The 17,950-nt window shown below is 42.6% G+C and carries 11 protein-coding genes; 4 read left to right on the top strand and 7 right to left on the bottom strand.

Going from position 1 to position 17,950, the window contains the following annotated elements; all coding sequences use genetic code 11:
• Positions 1-12: 12 nt before the first annotated feature.
• Positions 13-1,689 (bottom strand): sulfatase, encoded by a 1,677-nt coding sequence (locus E2K93_RS17775; protein WP_135438476.1) that lies wholly within the window; start codon positions 1,687-1,689, stop codon positions 13-15.
• Between the two features lie 9 nt (positions 1,690-1,698).
• A complete protein-coding gene (locus E2K93_RS07355; protein ID WP_135438475.1) occupies positions 1,699-3,306 on the bottom strand; it encodes a sulfatase in 1,608 nt (535 codons plus the stop codon).
• Between the two features lie 78 nt (positions 3,307-3,384).
• Here E2K93_RS07355 and E2K93_RS07350 point away from each other — a divergent pair, with 78 nt between their 5' ends.
• Positions 3,385-5,340, top strand: a complete 1,956-nt coding sequence (locus tag E2K93_RS07350) for a sialate O-acetylesterase (protein ID WP_135438474.1) — start codon at positions 3,385-3,387, stop codon at positions 5,338-5,340.
• Between the two features lie 31 nt (positions 5,341-5,371).
• On the opposite strand, the gene E2K93_RS07345 is transcribed toward E2K93_RS07350, so the two are convergent.
• The gene (locus tag E2K93_RS07345; RefSeq protein ID WP_135438473.1) at positions 5,372-6,916 is read right to left on the bottom strand and encodes a sulfatase; all 1,545 of its coding nucleotides are present in this window, start codon (positions 6,914-6,916) and stop codon (positions 5,372-5,374) included.
• 12 nt (positions 6,917-6,928) lie between these two features.
• Complete coding sequence (locus E2K93_RS07340; protein ID WP_135438472.1) at positions 6,929-8,635, bottom strand: right-handed parallel beta-helix repeat-containing protein; 1,707 nt, start codon at positions 8,633-8,635, stop codon at positions 6,929-6,931.
• An 830-nt stretch (positions 8,636-9,465) separates the two neighbouring features.
• On the opposite strand from E2K93_RS07340, the gene E2K93_RS07335 reads away from it, so the two are divergent.
• From E2K93_RS07335 to E2K93_RS07325, 3 genes are all read left to right on the top strand, one after another.
• Positions 9,466-11,868, top strand: a complete 2,403-nt coding sequence (locus E2K93_RS07335; protein ID WP_135438471.1) for a TonB-dependent receptor — start codon at positions 9,466-9,468, stop codon at positions 11,866-11,868.
• 151 nt (positions 11,869-12,019) lie between these two features.
• Positions 12,020-13,864 carry a tetratricopeptide repeat-containing sulfotransferase family protein gene (locus E2K93_RS07330; protein WP_189637882.1) on the top strand — a complete coding sequence of 615 codons (1,845 nt, stop codon included), beginning with the start codon at positions 12,020-12,022 and terminating at the stop codon, positions 13,862-13,864.
• A 16-nt stretch (positions 13,865-13,880) separates the two neighbouring features.
• Complete coding sequence (locus E2K93_RS07325) at positions 13,881-15,005, top strand: cobalamin-independent methionine synthase II family protein (protein WP_135438469.1); 1,125 nt, start codon at positions 13,881-13,883, stop codon at positions 15,003-15,005.
• 42 nt (positions 15,006-15,047) lie between these two features.
• Here the strand turns inward: E2K93_RS07325 and E2K93_RS07320 are convergent, their stop codons facing one another.
• The 3 genes from E2K93_RS07320 to E2K93_RS07310 are packed head-to-tail and all read right to left on the bottom strand — an operon-like array spanning position 15,048 to position 17,949.
• On the bottom strand, positions 15,048-15,932 hold the full coding sequence (locus tag E2K93_RS07320; RefSeq protein WP_189637881.1) for an amidohydrolase family protein: 885 nt from the start codon (positions 15,930-15,932) through the stop codon (positions 15,048-15,050).
• A gap of 12 nt (positions 15,933-15,944) precedes the next feature.
• Positions 15,945-16,832 carry a nuclear transport factor 2 family protein gene (locus tag E2K93_RS07315; protein ID WP_135438467.1) on the bottom strand — a complete coding sequence of 296 codons (888 nt, stop codon included), beginning with the start codon at positions 16,830-16,832 and terminating at the stop codon, positions 15,945-15,947.
• Positions 16,825-17,949, bottom strand: a complete 1,125-nt coding sequence (locus E2K93_RS07310) for an ester cyclase (RefSeq protein ID WP_135438466.1) — start codon at positions 17,947-17,949, stop codon at positions 16,825-16,827. Before E2K93_RS07310 ends, E2K93_RS07315 begins: the two co-directional genes overlap by 8 nt.
• Position 17,950 lies beyond the last annotated feature (1 nt).

Raw genomic sequence — 17,950 nt, 5'->3', positions numbered from 1 at the left:
CTATTGGATTGCTTACGACTGGTGTTTTTCGATAAGTGCAATCATTTGTTGCTGCAATTGTTGTTTTTGCTGCTGATGGTTTTTGTCAGCGGCTAAGTTATGCCATTCGAACGGGTCGCTTTCATGATCATACAGCTCTTCTTGCCCATCTTTATAACGAATGTAACGCCAACGTTCAGTGCGGTAGGAATAGGTGTTTTTCCATACATAATGTTGCGGCAAGTCTTTAATCACCGCCACATGCCAAAGGGCTTTTGGGTTAGTGCCAACCGCTAAGCCTTCAATCGGTTGATCAATACCAACGCCCATAATGGTTAACGCACCTTGCGGCCCCTGCCATTGATCGGTGCTGCTCGGCTGCATCAATGGTACCAATGAATGACCACCCATTGGTCCTGCGTTTTTATTTCGTGCGTTGCTTCCGGTTAAGGTGGCAAGCTCTATAAACGTTGGGTATATGTCTATCAGCGATACGGGCTGTTGCACTTTATGACCGGCTATAGTTTTACCAGGCACTCGCCATAACATTGGGATTTTGGTGCTTTCCTCCCACGGTGAGTTTTTGTATAGATAGTCTTTTTCGCCAAACTGCCAACCATGGTCACTGGTAAATACGACAATGGTATTGTCATTAAACTTGGAACTGTTAAGGGCATCCATCACTAGGCCAAACTGTTCATCCATAAAGGCGATGCAGGCTAGATAGGCTTGTATGACTTTCTTTAAGCCCAAATCATCGTCAGGATACGAATCTTGCAAGGCTTTAAAGTAGGCTAAGCCCATTTGCGTCATGGGGTAGTTATCTTTAAAGAAGGTATCGTCAATGTCACCAGTTTTAATGTTTGGCAGTTCAATCGACTCAAGCGGAAACATATCGAAGAAACGTTGTGGTGCGTATAGCGGGGTATGCGGTCGGACAAACCCTACGCCCATAAAAAAGGGGGAATTGCTATCTTGTTGCTCAAGTTGTTTAAGCTTATTGACGGCCCATAGCGCGTGTTGCTCATCTGGCAATAAATCGCGGTCGTCCTCACTGACATAACGAAAGCCTTTGAACGGGTAACCCCAGCCCGGTTGGCGTTTGATCTTGGTGTTATTGTCAAACGTCGGTACATCGGTTAATGGTGCAAACGAGCCGTCAACAATATTGATGCTGCGAAATGGCTCTGGTACCGACGGATGGCCGACGATCTTGTTGCCATCATAAGCATGAGGCCCATAGTTAATGCGTTCTTCAACGCCCCATTCATGCCAGTATTTCAGGTCATTGTGATGCAACAGTTTGCCGGTGCCGTACATCTGATAACCGTTCTCACGGAATTGTTGTAAAAAGGTTTTATTGTTTTTCAGTACATGTTGTTTTTTTAAGCGAGTCCAGCCAAAATCGCGCGAATCATGTGGATAGACACCGGTAAATAAGCTGCTTCTTGATGGTGAGCATACCGGCACATTGGTATGTGCGTTGCTAAATTGGGTTGCTTGCTCGGCGAACCTATCGATATTGGGGGTTTTACTTTGTGGATGACCACCAAAGGTGCCTAGGTAATCATTTAAATCATCAACGATGACAAATAATACATTCGGTCGCTGCTCATCTATAGGTGCATCGTTTGAAGCGTATGCAGGGAGTGCAACAACAGTGAATGCTGCGGCTGCAAACCATGTTAAACAGTTGATCAAAAGAGTCATTGAAAATCCTTACAGTGTGGTTTGCAGTAAATTATTAACTTGTTGTCTTAGGTCATTAATAACTTGCTGATATTGCTCGTTTTTCGCTTGGTTATGCCACTCGTAAGGATCTTGCTCGTGGTCATAAAGCTCCGCTTCGCCGTTACTATAACGAATATAACGAAAACGTTCGGTACGATAAGAGTAGTTTTGTTGCTCGACTTGCCATTTTTTACCGCTATTTCCGTAGTTACCGACCACGGATAATGCGCCTTTGGGTCCTTGCCATTGGCTCATTGTATCGGCATCAATAAGAGGTCTTAAACTGTGGCCACCCAAGTCACCTGCCTTGTCATTTTTCTTGTGATTACCGCTTAAATTGGCGTAATCGACTAAAGTTGGGAAAATATCAATAAGCGATACCGGTTGGCTAATCTTTTGCCCTTGCTTGGTATTGTCTGGGGTGCGCACGATCATTGGGATACGCGCACTTTCTTCCCAAGGTGAGTTTTTAAACAAATAACCTTTTTCACCCATTTGCCAGCCATGATCGCTGGTAAAGACAATAACGGTATTGTCATTTAGTTGCGGATGCCGCTCAAGGGCGGTTAGTACTTTGCCTAGCTGCGCGTCCATAAAGGTAATGCACGCTAAATAGGCTTGTAAAAAGTGCTTTAACGCCAGTTCTCGGTCACCGTCAAACGATTGCAGTAAGGTACGATAGTACCTAAGGCCTTTGCCATCTGTTGGAAAGTTGTTTTGAAAAAAGGTGTCATTCTGATCATCTGGCAACCAATGTGATAAGTCGATGTCTTCGAGCGGATACATATCAAAGTATTTGTCTGGTGCGTAAAGCGGGGTATGTGGACGAACAAAACCTATGCCCATAAAAAACGGCGCTTGGTTTTCGGCTTGCGCTAGTGTCTTGAGTTGTTCGCTAGCCCATTGCGCATGCTTTTCATCTTGCATCAAGTCGCGATCGTCGTCACTGATATACCGAAATGGTTTTTTATCCCAACCGTAAACCCAACCTGGTTGATTACGTTTGCCTGATGATTTAGCGACAGATAAACGACCAAAGGCGCCATCAATGGCACCAATATCGGCAAATGGTGAGGCTACGTTGGGTGAGGCGCCATTACTGTCACCATTAAAATATAACGGTCCATAGTCGTGCTTATGCGGCATGCCCCATTCCTGCCAAAGCTCTGTTTTACCACCATGCATAAGCTTGCCGGTGCCCATCGTTTGGTAGCCATTTTCAGCAAACAACTCTTGCAAGGTTTTGTTGTGTTTTAATACCGGTTGTTTGTGTTGTTTAGTCCAGCCGAAATCTTGAGAGACATGCGGATATACCCCAGTAAACAGACTATTGCGTGAAGGCTGACAAACGGGGATATTACTTTGCGCATTAATAAAGCTGCTACCGCTGGCGGCAAGCTTGTCGATATTTGGTGTTTGAACTTGTGAGTGGCCGGCAAAAATACCCTGATAATCGTTAAGATCATCAACAACAATCAAAATGACGTTAGGTCGTTTGTCTTTTTTATTCAGGTTAGTGGTTTTATCACTGGCGGCACTGGTGCTACTAATACCAAGCAAAAACAGGCAAAATAAAGTACATAAATAACGGAACATAGCTAAGCTTACTTTTATTATTAATATATATAATATAAATTAAAAGCAAAGAAATAAAAATAGTGCTGACAGATACTTATGAAAAAAATAACGCTTAGAAAAATCATTGCGCGGCAATGGATATTGCTGCTGTTCACTTTGTTTAGTGGCTCAACCAGCGCCGCGGTCACGCTCGATGCCTACTTTTCTGATGGTATGGTATTGCAACGAGATACCGCCTTGAACATTTATGGTGCGGCAGATGTTGGCGAAAAGGTCACGGTACGATTAAATAAGCAAGACTATCATGCCGTTGCCGATAGCGATGGCCAATGGACAGTTAATTTGCCGCCGCAAAGCGTAGCCCGCAATCAGCAAATTCGCATTAACGACATTATTATCAATAATGTCGCGTTTGGTGATGTCTGGTTAGTCTCTGGTCAATCGAACATGGCCTTTCCTGTGGCTAAAGTATTATCGACATTTCCAGAGCAAACTCAGCGTCAGCACTATCCTGATATTCGTCAATTTAAAGTGCCATTAAGCTATGATTTTTCTGGACCTAAGCAACAATTGCAAGCCGGTCAATGGCGGCTAGCAGACCAACAAACGGTTAAAGAGTTTTCGGCGGTCGCTTGGTTTTTTGCCGATGCACTGGCCAGAAACTACGATGTGCCTATAGCCATCGTCAATTCTTCGGTAGGTGGTACGCCTATCGAAGCGTGGATGAGCGAACAATCGTTGGCAGCGTACCCTGAACAATTGGCTCGTGCACACAAATATCAAGACAGTGCACAGCGTCAGGCATACGCAAGCAACACCAAGAATATGGTGAAGCAGTGGCAGTTGAGCGCTAAGCAAAACGACATGTTACTGCAAGCAGGCGCTGATTTACTTAACGATGCCAATACCTATGCCGATTGGCCTACATTAGCTTTGCCTGGTCAAATGAAGCTGGCCAGTAGCGACTTTAAACAGGGCAGCATTTGGTTACACAAACGTGTCACCTTAAGCGCACAGCAGGCTAATTCAATACAAGCCCGTTTGCTATTGGGCAATATCCGCGACAACGACATAACCTATGTCAATGGTGTAAAAGTTGGCCAGACAGCAAGCCAATATCAACCACGTCGATACGCACTTCCAAACAATCTTTTGCAAGCCGGAGATAATTTTATTACCACCCGAGTCGAAGTGATGCGAGGTCAAGGGGCGCTGATTCAAGGTAAAAAATACTGTTTGCAACTGCAAAATCAATGTTTGGATTTAAGCGGTGAGTGGCAATATCAGGTTGCTGCTAAGATGCCAGCGTTACCTCGCGTACGGCCGTTGCATTGGCATCCAACCGGCTTATACAATGCGATGATTGCGCCATTAGCAAAGCTGCGTTTTAAAGGCGTTATTTGGTATCAAGGCGAAGGTAATACCCCGAATGCCGATCAGTATCAAGACTTAATGAGCAGCATGATTGACGATTGGCGTAGCTTGTTTGCTAACAAAGAGCTGCCATTTCTTTATGTACAGTTAGCTAATTTTGGCAAAGTGGACCGCCAGCCAGCGGCAAACAGTAGTTGGGCCAATTTACGTCAGGCGCAAACTGACGTATTGCAATCTATGCCACACACGGCCATGGCGTTGGCGATTGATGTAGGGGAAAGTAACGACATTCATCCACAAGATAAAAAGACCGTTGGTGAGCGCTTAGCATTAGCGGCACGTTACCTGGCTTATCACGAGGATGTGCAATATCGTAACATGCAATTGTCGCAGGTCGATTGGCAACACAATAAAGCGTTATTGTCATTTGCGAATATGGTGTCAGGCATTGAAATCAAAGGTGAAGAAATTCGTGGTTTTGCTATTGCAGGTAGCGACGGCAAGTTTGTCTGGGCTAAAGCAAAAACCCATCAAGATAAAATCGTTGTCTGGCATCCGAACATTGCAGCGCCGGCGTTTATTCGCTATGGCTGGGGCAATAACCCTGTCAGGGTTAATGTCTACAACAGTGAACAGCTGCCGTTGATTCCATTTTCTGTTAGCAAAGACCGGAAATAAAGGTTTAACTTTTTGATGAAAAAATGCCCGATTAAAGGGCGTTTTTTGTCAGCGCTAATAACTTAACTTTTAATGATTCTTTAATGTTTTGATGCTTGGTTGAATCGGCAAGGTTATGGTGTTCATTTGGGTCATCGTTATGGTTATACAGCTCTTCTTTATTGTTGCCATACAAAATATAACGCCATTGCTCAGTGCGCAGAGCAAAGCTTTTTAAGCCGTGTTCACCCCACTGCTTGACCACGCTTAGCGCATGTCTGGCAGTATTATCGGTGCCATTAAGTAAAGGTAGAAGGCTTAAACCGTCGAGTTTACCGCCTTGTTTGTTTTTACGGTTATCGATGCGAGCATCAGCATAGTCCATAAAGGTTGGGTATAAGTCGATTAAACTAACCGGCTCAGCAATTTTCTGCGCCTTGGCTTGACGTGGATCGTAAATAATCAACGGCACCTTAGTTGAGCGTTCCCACAAGTTGTTTTTAAATAGGTTGTCTTTCTCACCTAAGTTATAACCATGGTCACTGGTTAAAACGATGATGGTATTTTCTTTAAATGAGCTGTTATTTAGGGCATCAAGTACTTTGCCTACTTGTGCATCCATAAAGCTAACACTGGCCATGTAGGCTTGATAATACTGACGCAGCGCTTGATCTTTTGAGTCAAAAGAAGCCAATAAGCTATGGTAATGTTTGCGACCACGAGATGGTTTTGGCGCCGACAAGCTTTCAAAATGGGTATCAGCAGCATCATCTTCTTTAAATGCTGGCAGGGCTATTTCATCGAGTGGATACATCGCAAAATATTCATCAGGCACCACCAACGGTGTGTGCGGACGAATAAAGCCAACGCTTAAAAAGAATGGCTTATTTATGCCTTGTGATTGCATTTCGGTGATTTTATCAACCGCCCAGTTAGCGTACATTTCATCGGGAAGTAAATCACGATCTTGTGGTGATTTGTATCGAAATGGCTTCTTAAACCCGCCATAAAACCAGCCACTATAGCCCGGTGCTTTGTTGCTGGCTTTTACTGTAGGGACTTTTGATAAAGCAATAAATGTTGAGTCTAATGGTCCTACTTCGCGGTTATACGGAGCCGGTACGTCAGGGTGACCGGTAACCTTTTTGCCATTAAATGCCAATGGCGTATAGTCAGGTCGAATCGCAAATTCATCCCAGGCATTTGGCCATTGATGATGGGTTAGCTTACCGGCACCAGTGCTGAAATAACCTGATTCTGACAGCGATTCCATGATGGTTTTCGAGTTGCTAAGCATGGTGTTTTGGCGCCAATTCCCAAAACCGTATTGCCCAGATTGGTGTGGGTAAATGCCTGAGAACAGACTCGCTCTTGAAGGGCTGCATATCGGCGCATTGGAATGCGCATTGGTAAATAGTGCACCTTGATTGGCAAGCGCATCAATATTTGGAGTTTTTATGCCTATATTAGCATTCATCACGCCGACAAAATCATTGAGATCATCGGCCATAATAAAGACTATATTAGGTGGTTGCGTATCGTCATCTGCGCTGCAGGCAAAGCTTGAGAGTAACAGCAGTAAAAATAAATTTTTCATTGTTTAAATCGCTTACTGATTGGCTTTAGCACTGATTTCAATCGCGCCGATATCAGGTTTATCGACGATTGGGTTACCTAAGATATCGTGCTTAACGGTAAGTGCCTTAAATAAACCTTTATCGTCACCAGGTATAAAAGGAATTTCAATGCCTTTGTTGGCAATCACATCCGTATTTTGTGGTGTATAGTCGCCAATTAATTGAGAACCTGGATTGGTAAATGCTACATCCGCGATAACAGGTGCTTGGTCTTGAATGAGTACTTGTTTTGGCCAGTTGCTCTGTTTCAGGAATATATTATTGGTAAAGATAACGTCTGATATATGATTGGTACCGTTTGACTCTGGACGGTATTGATCGCCTTTGACCAGTTTACTGTCACCTACGATATGGAAAATGTTATTGGCGACTAACGCACCTTTTGCCATGCGGGTCACCGCAATTTTGCTGACAATTTCATCACTTACATAAATTGTATTATTGTATATGTAGCTATTGAAAGGGCCATTGTGTGGTTTGTTTTTGCCATTAAAGCCGCTTAACCAAAACGTTTTCCCTTCTTGAAATGCAACCCCTTTCTTTTTGACGCGATGGCCATCATTGACACTGACGTTATAGCGATAAGCGTTATTGTAATTGTTGCCGAGAATTTCAATAAAACCGCCGGCATTATTGGCGCTTAAGTTGTACTGTACGATGACATTGTCACAATTAAAGTCGATATGAAAACCAGCCGAATCTGCAGGGCCATTGGCATTTAGGAATTGATTGTGCTCCACCAAAATATGGGAACTTCCCCAAGTCCACATGCCGCTGCCACGTCCCCATTTCCGGGTATCATTTGTGCTGCCAGATTCATCAACTTTATTGTTAAATACATGCGCATTGGTGACGCCACTCATTTGCATTCCCGGCCCACCGGTCTTCAATACTTGATTGTTACTTAAAGTGACATTATCAAGATTGCCTTTTACGCCGTTAAATTTAATACCGGTGTGTGCGACATTGTAAACAATGGAGTTATCGACGGTGACGTTGTTAAGTTTGGCTTTTCCTTTCGTAAAAAAACGAAATCCCCAGCCGTAGGCTTCGGTTCCCATAGCGCTCGCTGTTTCAGCACGGCTTCGCGACTTACCTGGGTCATGAAAAAATATGTCGCGTACTAACATGTTTTTAAAGGTTATACCTGAATAGGTGTTGTTGCCTTTGTTCGCTTCAACATAAACACCAACACGCATCATGGTTTTCTTTTTACCGTTTTGCTTATCCCACAGTTTTTGCTGCCATTTATACACGCCGCCACCATTTGCTGTGACTATAAAGTTACTGATCTGCAGATGACTTGAATTAACGACTTCGATGCCTTTTAGTAAGCCTCTGGCGATAATCTTAGCGTGAGCATCGTCACTGTTGTTATCGTCCATATAGGTAGAGACAATAATCGGCTTGTCGGCACTGCCTTTTAGATTATTTAGAACAAGCGAGCCCCAATAGGTTTTGCCTGCCGCAAACAATAACTTATCACCAGCCTGCAGTTTTATTCGCTTGGCTTTATCAAGCGATTTAATTGGTGCATCCTTTGATGTGCCTGAGTTGTTGTCATTGCCAATGGCGGGGTTGACGTAATATTCCGTCGCGGTAGCGGGCAGTTGTGCAAAGCACATTACGCTAATAAATATCGACAATGTCAGGCGTATTAGGTGTTTTAAGTTAGGCATTTTATTATCCAACGGTATCCGGCATCCAGCATTTTTAAATATTTTTTAATATACTATTTATATTACATAATTGGTAGGTTAAATTATTAGCCTAGCTTTATCTAACAATATAGCGATTTATTGAGATATATTGGCCAGCTAATTTATAGCTGGCTTTTTTTTGCGTGGGCAAGCGGCTCTCGAACTGAGCTATGGTTGGAATTTTAATTATTTATCGGTATAGGGCATTTTTTAGATAGGAGTTAAATATACAATATTTAATTATTAGCCTAGCTTGCAATACAGCGAATAGTTGATTGGCTGAAAATTAAGCTGTTTTTTATAAAAATAGGCTCACCTTGTTGTCTTTAAGGTAAAACCCAATAATGCTGTCTCTACATTATTTTTGCGTGTCTATCTTATCTGTGTTGAATTGAGCCGTATTGATTGGGTTTAATAGAAAAACAATTCCCGCCTTCATTTTCTATTGCATTTAATTCTTGTTTTACTTTGTTGCAAAAATACTCTTTTTTTACATTAAAACCTAAGCCTTTCAAAGCTTTAATTTATATTTTTCATGTAATCATACTTTTAGCTTAAATGACTTCGCAGTCATTTCGCGTTTATTTTATTGTGAATTCATAAAATCGCTACAGGCATTTACTTTAAAGGTTTGTAAACTGTGTGTTAGTTTTTGGTTTGTTTGCGTAACATTTTTTTTACGTAATTTGTTGACATTCATTATGATTTCGAAGTACATTTTTTGTTCGAGGTCTAAAACAATTAAAAATAAAAACAATAATTCAAAAACATAAGTGGCATTCACAACAGCAATGTTGGTGGAGAGGAAAATGAATAAGAATATTTATAAAAAGTTTATTTCAAAGCGCTCAATTTTAGCTCTAGCGGTGGCAAATGCATTTACCGCGCAGGTTGCAATTGCAGAAGAAGTGGATAGTGATGAAGCAATTGAAACCATTACCGTAACCTCTGCAAAACGAGTTCAAAATATCCAGGAAGTCCCTATCGCGGTAACCTCCGTATCCGGTGATGATCTTGTTGATATGCAAATCAACGACATATTGTCGCTAGAAAAAGCCGTTCCGGGTTTGACTGTTGCAAGCTTTGGTAATAACCCTCAAGCTATTTTGCGTGGCGCAGGTGCTGCTGGTACTACCGATATTGCCGTACCAATTTATCATAACGGCATGTACCTACCTTCTAGCGGTCAAGCATTGGCTGGTTACATTGATATTGAACGTGTCGAAGTATTGAGAGGTCCACAGGGTACCTTGTTTGGTCGTAATACATTTGGTGGTTTGATCAACGTTATTACTAAAAAACCAGATTTAGAAGACTTTGACTTTGGTGTTGCTGTCACTGGCGGTGATTACGATCTGCAAAAATTGGAAGGTTTCGTCAATGTTCCTCTAGGTGAGAACGTCGCTTTTCGATTGACCGCTGCTGATGAGCAACGCGACCCTTATGTTGAAAATGTTAACAACAAAAAAGCAGGCCTAAAAGATTCTGATTACTCTTATGTTCGTGCTCAAGTATTATTTCAAATTAGTGACGACTTATCGGTAAATGTTGGTACGTCATACTGGGAAGATACTGCAAATGGTAACTTGAACTGGGCGTATAAATCGATTGGTGTTCCTCTTGATAAAGATGACCCTACACGTATTAACCCGATAGATGGTTTTATTGATCCTCGTATGGGTACCTACACAGGTTGTGCTGATGGCGATCGTCCTGGTGGTCGCAGCCAAGCTGGTAACATCTGTAACGGTGATGAATATGCCGACATCGTTGGTGGTGATTACACTATTGATTACGACTACACACCTGATCGTAAGCTAGAAGAAACCGCATACTATCTTAATGTTTCATGGGATTTCGCAGGTCATAACTTAAATGTTAATGCTGCTAAATTCGAATATGAATCAAAAAACATCATGGATGCAGAATTTTCTGGCAACCCAGCTTGGATAGACGGTACATACGGTACTCGTAATTCTCATCAAGTAGATCTAACCATCACCTCAACGCATGATAGCGCATTCCAATATGTATTAGGTGCTTACTTATTTGATGATACCGATTCAGATAATAAATCAGCGTACATCTTTGGTAGCTTGGAAGAGTCTTGGTATGGTTATGCTGGTGCAACACCAGAAACTCCGTCATGGGCATATTGGAATAGTGAGGGGTACGGCGGTACTAAGTCAACTGCACTGTATGGTCAAGCAACCTACTCTCTAACCGATAAATTAAACCTGACTGCAGGTATTCGTTATACCGAAGATGAGCGCGAATGGACAAGCTCAAATACTCTGCCTTGGGATGCAAGCCAACGCTTAGGTCCTGATCTTCCGACATTTGATTACACTGACCGTGAAAAAACCTTTGGTGATGATGAACATACCGATTATCGCATTGGTGCAGACTATCAGTTGAATGATGATGTCATGGTTTATACGTCATTCTCGACCGCTTATATAGCTGGCGCCGTAGACAATGTTACTCATAAACTACTTGACCCTCAAGAAAACGAAGCGTTTGAATTGGGTGTTAAAAGTACCTTGCTTGATGGCTCTTTACGCTTAAACTCAGCTTACTTCTTTGGTAAGCAAGAAGGCTTAACCACAACGGCTTTTATTGACAAAGGTGACGGGGTTGCTGTGGCAACACAAATCCCAGGTGGTTCAATTGATTCTGAAGGTATTGAGCTTGAAGGTTTCTGGGATGTAACCGATTCCTTAGTTATCGACTTTGGCATTTCATTGGATATGTCTGAATACGACGAGTTTAATGTATCAACAGGTAACCTAGTCGTTGGTGGTGTACAACCGATTGGCGTTGATGAAGTTGATGCTGACGGTAACGGTGTATTTGTTATGGATGGCAAGAATACGCCTTATACGCCTGATACAACAATTGGTGTTGGTATTGCGTATACCTTCGACCTTGGTGATATGGGTACGCTTGTTCCTTATGTTCACACTTATTACAACAGTGGTTACGAAACTAACCGTGCACCGGTATTCTTTGGTGAGCAGGACTCTTACACCAAGATTGATTGGTCTTTGACTTGGCGCTCAGCTGAAGGCGATTGGAGTGCGAAATTCTGGATGAACAACGCATCTGATGAGTTAATCACAACCTATACTGAAATATTGTCTAGAGCACGTGTTGCTAAAGACTATGCCGCACCGAGAACTTGGGGCCTTCGTGTAGCTTATAATTTCTAATCCTCCCTGGTTAATAAACTAGCCTGCCTTGTGCAGGCTTTTTTATTGACGCTTAGGTAAAACAGAGCTCATGCTGTGATAGGCTAAGCAGAGCTGCCGACAGGGGGCGGCATATCGCATCTAGGTACAACGAAGTTAAGGGTTGGATATTTTGAAGCAAGCAATTAGATCGTTATTAGAAAAGGGTTTTGCATTACAACAGCAAGGCGATCTGGCAAAAGCGAAATCAATATATAATGAAATACTATCAACAGAGCATGACAACCAGTTTGCCTTAAATTTACTGGCGGTGATTGCCATCGCTGAGCATCAACATGAGCAAGCCGTTAAACTATTAGAAAAAGCGTTAACGGTTAATAATCGTGATCCGGAAAGTTACGCCAATTTAGGCCTCGCCTATAAAGCCTTAAAGCAACTCGAACAAGCGAAACAAGCCTTTGAGGCATCATTACAACTTAACCCTAATCAAACCATAGTATTAAATAATCTGGGTAATGTGCAGGCGTCATTAAATCAGCATAAAAAAGCCATTTATTGTTTTGAATCGGCTTTAAGGCTCGATAATAGTTATACCGACTGTATGGTTAACTTATGTAACTCATTAAAAGCATGTGGTGATATTGATAAGGCGTTGCAAGTAGTCAATTATGCGAAAAAGCTCAATCCATCGCGTGCTGATTTACATACCCTTGAAGGTGAGCTATTAAACAGCTTAGGGCACTATGAGTCCGCGGTTGAACGTTTTCAACAAGCAATACATTTCGGCGATAGAATCGTTGCCAAATTACATATATCTACGGCGTTAAAGCAACTTAATAAGACAGATTTAGCGAAACAGATGCTCGAACAAGTCATAGCTGTGGAACCGCATAATGAAGAGGCACACAATCATTTGGGCGTGTTGCTCGAGCAAATGGGTGAGTTTGACTTAGCCGCGCAGCATTTTCGTATAGCAATTAAACATAATCCCACGCATGCCAGTTCCTATTATCAATTATCGAAATTAAAAAATAGTCGTTTAGAAAGCACTGAAATAGAGCAAATTAAACAGTTGCTTGCAGATCAGGCGCAGCCAGACATTTTTCGCTGTTCTCTACATTTAGCCCTCGCTTGTGAGTATGAAAAGCATAAGCAGTATGACGCAGCGATTGAACATGTCATCAAAGGCAAAGGCTATAAAGCACGCCAATATCCTTATCAAGCAGATAAAACGAAGCAGCATTTGCAGCTGGCGCAGTCGCACTTTCCTGTCAATAAAACGGCACAGCAAGGTGGGGCAATGACACCTATTTTTATCGTTGGTATGCCAAGGTCCGGTACCACACTTACCGAGCAAATTTTGTCGAGTCATTCAAAAATCGTTGGAGCAGGTGAGCTTGGTTTTATTAATGATGTGGCCAAAGAAGCGGTTCGCTTAACCAATAAACCTTATCCGCAATGTACCGCTTTACTAAGCGAGAAACACTGGACCCAGTTGCGCGATATGTATTTGAATTTAGTGCAACAACGTATTGGGAATGTTGAGTATTTTGTTGATAAAAACCCACTTAACTTTAATATGGTGGGCTTTATTCAAGCCTTATTTCCAGCGAGCAAAATTATTTATTGCCAGCGTGATCCAATGGACAATTGTATGTCTATTTTTAAGCTGCCATTTGATGACAACCAAACATACGCTCATGAACTATCGGCGTTAGGTGACTACTATAATTCGCAGCAAAATTTAATGACGTTTTGGCAAGGATTATATCCTGATGCAATTTTACCTTTAGCCTATGAAAATGTTGTTGACGACCTAGCCAAAGAAGCGCGACAGTTGTTCTCATTTTTGCACATAGAATTTGAATCTGAGGTGTTAGATTTTCATAAAAACACACGTACGGTATTAACGCCAAGTGCAGAACAAGTTCGCCAACCAATCTACAAAAGCAGTGTTAATTCATGGCAGCGATATGGCGATGCAGTAACGCCATTATTATCGGCGCTTCGCCAATAACATAAGGAATTAGAGCATGACTAAGCCTATTTTAACGACCCATGTGGGGTCTTTACCTCGCAGCCAAGACGTTGTAGATATGATTTTTGCCAAAGAAAATCAGCAGTCTTATGAGCAAGGTGCTTTCGATAGCGTTGTTAGCGAACATGTCGCTGATGTGGTGAGTAAACAAGTCGATGCCGGTATCGATATCGTCTCGGATGGTGAAACATCAAAAATATCGTATGCAACCTATGTTAAAGATCGTTACAGCGGTTTTAGTGGTGACAGTGATCGTAACGCCCCTGCCGATTTAAAGCTGTTTCCTGACTTTTTAGATAGGTTGGCTAAGTCTGGCGGTACGCCGTCTTATCGTCGCCCGATGTGTACCGCACCGATCACGGCGCTAAATAACGACGACTTAACTAAGGATATTGACAACCTAACCGCGGCGATGGCGGCTAACCAGTGCCAACAAGGCTTTATGAATGCCGCGTCACCTGGTGTGATAGCATTGTTTTTACCAAACCAATACTACGGCACTCAAGAAGAGTATTTGCAGGTCTTATCGGACGCTATGAAACAAGAGTATCAAGCGATTGTTAGTGCCGGTCTAACTCTGCAATTAGATTGTCCAGATTTGGCGCTGTCTCGTCATATGCTGTTCAATCACCTTAGCGATGACGAGTTTGTTAACGTTGCAAATAGCCATGTTGAAGCGCTGAATCATGCCATTAGCGGTATCGATTCAAGTAAACTGAGGGTCCATATTTGCTGGGGTAATTATGAAGGCCCACATGTCTGCGATATCGAAATGGCAAAAATGTTTGATACCTTGATGAAGGTAAATGCTGACAATCTTTTATTTGAATCTTCAAACCCAAGGCACGCCCATGAGTGGACGGTGTTTGCTGAGCGCAAACATGACATTCCTGATAGCAAAGTACTTATTCCTGGGGTAATTGACAGCACCAGTAACTTTGTTGAACACCCACAATTAATCGCACAGCGAATACAGCAATTTACCAATATTGTTGGTCGTGAAAGAGTCGTCGCTAGTTCGGATTGTGGGTTTGGCACCTTTGCAGGCTTTGGTGCTGTTGCACCTGATATCGCTTATGCAAAGCTTAAGTCATTGTCTGAAGGGGCTGCATTAGTTTAATGCAAAGTGACTGAGGCAAAAGCCTGCCTCAGTGGCTTGCAATTATAGCTGATAAAACGATTGTGCGGTGTTATAGGCGAGATGCTGTTGCTGCTCTTGGTCGTATATAGACAGTAAGTTTTGCCACACCATTAATAGCTGTTGGTAACTCATGTATAGTTTATCAACCGGAAAATTAGAGCCTAACATACAACGCTGTGCACCAAATAACTCGATTGCTTGGCTGGCATATTTGATAAACATTGGTTCTATAAAGCCATGATTAAACATGGCAAAACCAGATATTTTCATATACACATTCGGCAAAGCTGCAAACTTCGCCATATACTGTTGCCAGTGAGCAAAGCCTGATTCGGTTTGCTCCCATGGGGAGGCGAGATGGCAGATAGCGACTTTAAGCTCTGGAACTTGCCTTATCACCGTGTATATCTGTTGATATTGTTCACTGGTGCACTGTAAATCAAAGCTAAGCTGGTGTTTAACCAGCAACTGCAAGCTAGCTAACCATTTATCTCGATCAAAATCAGGCAGTTGTTTGTTTTCTTCAGTGCTTTTTCCAATAATATGTCGCACCCCTTGAGTGATGCTGTATTGTTTTTGGGCAATGATTTGCTGCTCAACATCTGTCGCCAACATATCAATATCGACCACGGCTTTTGCCGGGTATCTGCCATTTGATTGATTGTGGCATTGTTGTAACCATTTGGTCTCATGCACTCTGGCAGAAGGTTCGATGCCTACTTGAATATGCACTGAACGTTCGACTTGTTTTAGGTGATCTTCAATAAAGTCTGCTGGCAAATAATTCACGCGAATAGGGTCAGGCTGCCCGAAAAAACGCATTTCCCCCTTGGCGGCTAACCAAGGGTAATGATTTTTCTCAATGTCCCATAAATGATGATGGGCATCAATTAATGGTATCGGCATGCGCTTCATCAGTTAAATAATCGCTTGCTTAAGGCCGAACTGTTTCGCTGTTGCGTGCCAATCAACTAACATAGATTCATGACTGATTTGGCCTTGCGCAAAGGTTAATATCGTCAATACCGGAACACTGACACGTGTATTGGTGCCATTACTTGTTATATCTCCGTCGACAAACCATTTTATCGCCACTTTGTCAGATGACTTTGCGTCTACAATAATATCTTCGAGTTGAAAGTAGCTACGCTTGAGGGTTTTAGTCAACTTGATGATATAGCTTTTAATATCGTCACTGTCGTTATCTAAATAGCTGTGGGACAGCTCAACACGCGCTTCGTCGGCGTAGATATCACTTGCTAGGCTAAGCTGTTTGTCGACCCACATAGACCACCAATTGTTAAGCGCATCGATATGCGGGCAATTACCATCAACCAAGTTCGCTGGCGTCATATGCGAAGTTTTTGGATGTAATTGCTGATCAATTTGGCTGGCAATAATTGGGTCTGGTGTTGGCAGTTTATCGATAAATTGGCTGCAATCTGCTTCTATCGCGTGTTGGTAGCTATGGCTATCAACAATACATTCAACAGTTTTGATGTATTCATCGTTATGATGAAAATAAAGCGCCATATTGACAGGGTTGGAATTGGCTTTATTTGCTGCATTGATATGCACAACGGTGTGATGACCATTGCTCACGCAGTTTGCCACATCGACATTGCCTAGACCAAAATCACTGATGTGTTCTAACCACATCGCTTGTTGCAACTCGTTACCATAGCAACACAAATTATGTTGCTGCCAAGACGATGAGTGCAATAGCTTGGCTCTTAGTACGTTAAGGTTTCCTTCGCCGTATAACTGCGTGGTTAACTGTGCTAACGCATTATCCTTGTTAAGCATCAATTTTGCCTCCCAACATAGCTAATGATTGTGAACCATCTCGAAGTAGGTTGGCATACATTGCCACTTCGTCAAATACGGTTATTTCAGATTCGATTTTGCCATTACTAATTCGCAAATGTGATGCACCTAACACAAACAATTCTTGCCCTTTACTGTGAGCAAGTCGTTTATCTTGAGGGTTAAAGTGACCGGCAAGACCCCAACGGATAGCAACATCTACGGTGTTGTCGTCGAAGTAGGTGACGCCAACATGATCGCAGCTGACTCTCGCATCCGGGCATTGTGCTAGCCATTGAATCAATGTGCCGGCTATTTTTGCGCAACCAACCGCTTTTCGGCCACCGGGCCACTGCAGTTTGGCGTTACCTTTGTAGTATTTGTCGATTTGTGAAAACTGCTTACGATTAAACAGCGTTTGCAACCAAGACTGAGCAAATGCCTGACCGTCAAAGTCGTCGATATTAGTCCATTGTTCCAGCTCGCATTGCTGTCTATGATCGTGCGCCATAACGCGAGCATATTCACTGGTGTACCAGCTTGTAAAAACAGAGTTTGCGTCAGATTTGGCCATATGTCGGGCGGCATCGATAGGGTCTATACCCAATTGCTTCACTAAAAATGAATTATCTCTTACCAGCCATTCTTCAATGATACGATTTGCTTTGCATACGCAATCGGCAATGGTGGTTACTCTACCTGTCTTATTGGTCGCCGGACCAAACTCAGAATCGCCGCAATTAGTCATGATGGAGGTGATCAAATGCGAAGAATAATAAACTCCGTCGCCCTCGTCTTTGTGAATGACATTTTCGCCAATTAATGAACGGTCTGGAAACGCGGCAATGGTTTTTAAGGTGTTGGCAACGACATCATCAACGGATTCACAATAACCACCGAGCATGTATACAGGGCAAATGTCAGCGTAATAATCGTAACAAAGGCCAATGTTTTTCTGTTCCCAAATTCGATGGGTGATGCGAATTATATAATCGACCAGATCGACGAATTCGCTATCAAACCCTTCTAGCGCCTGTACCTTTGGCCCTGTTGGGTTTAGCAATGATTGCAAGGGTTGCCAATATACTTGCGTGATGTCTTTTTGAAGATTTGGCATT

It is taken from the genome of Thalassotalea sp. HSM 43 (assembly GCF_004752005.1).
In the GTDB taxonomy this organism is placed as follows: domain Bacteria; phylum Pseudomonadota; class Gammaproteobacteria; order Enterobacterales; family Alteromonadaceae; genus Thalassotalea_A.
This window is presented reverse-complemented; position numbering and strand designations above follow the sequence as displayed.

What these genes read in the sequence shown, in the direction of transcription:
- E2K93_RS07315 (WP_135438467.1), bottom strand. Translation starts at nt 16,832, where the DNA reads ATGCTTAACAAGGATAATGCGTTAGCACAGTTAACCACGCAGTTATAC.
- E2K93_RS07335 (WP_135438471.1), top strand. Translation starts at nt 9,466, where the DNA reads ATGAATAAGAATATTTATAAAAAGTTTATTTCAAAGCGCTCAATTTTA.
- E2K93_RS17775 (WP_135438476.1), bottom strand. Translation starts at nt 1,689, where the DNA reads ATGACTCTTTTGATCAACTGTTTAACATGGTTTGCAGCCGCAGCATTC.
- E2K93_RS07345 (WP_135438473.1), bottom strand. Translation starts at nt 6,916, where the DNA reads ATGAAAAATTTATTTTTACTGCTGTTACTCTCAAGCTTTGCCTGCAGC.
- E2K93_RS07355 (WP_135438475.1), bottom strand. Translation starts at nt 3,306, where the DNA reads ATGTTCCGTTATTTATGTACTTTATTTTGCCTGTTTTTGCTTGGTATT.
- E2K93_RS07325 (WP_135438469.1), top strand. Translation starts at nt 13,881, where the DNA reads ATGACTAAGCCTATTTTAACGACCCATGTGGGGTCTTTACCTCGCAGC.
- E2K93_RS07350 (WP_135438474.1), top strand. Translation starts at nt 3,385, where the DNA reads ATGAAAAAAATAACGCTTAGAAAAATCATTGCGCGGCAATGGATATTG.
- E2K93_RS07320 (WP_189637881.1), bottom strand. Translation starts at nt 15,932, where the DNA reads ATGCCGATACCATTAATTGATGCCCATCATCATTTATGGGACATTGAG.
- E2K93_RS07340 (WP_135438472.1), bottom strand. Translation starts at nt 8,635, where the DNA reads ATGCCTAACTTAAAACACCTAATACGCCTGACATTGTCGATATTTATT.
- E2K93_RS07310 (WP_135438466.1), bottom strand. Translation starts at nt 17,949, where the DNA reads ATGCCAAATCTTCAAAAAGACATCACGCAAGTATATTGGCAACCCTTG.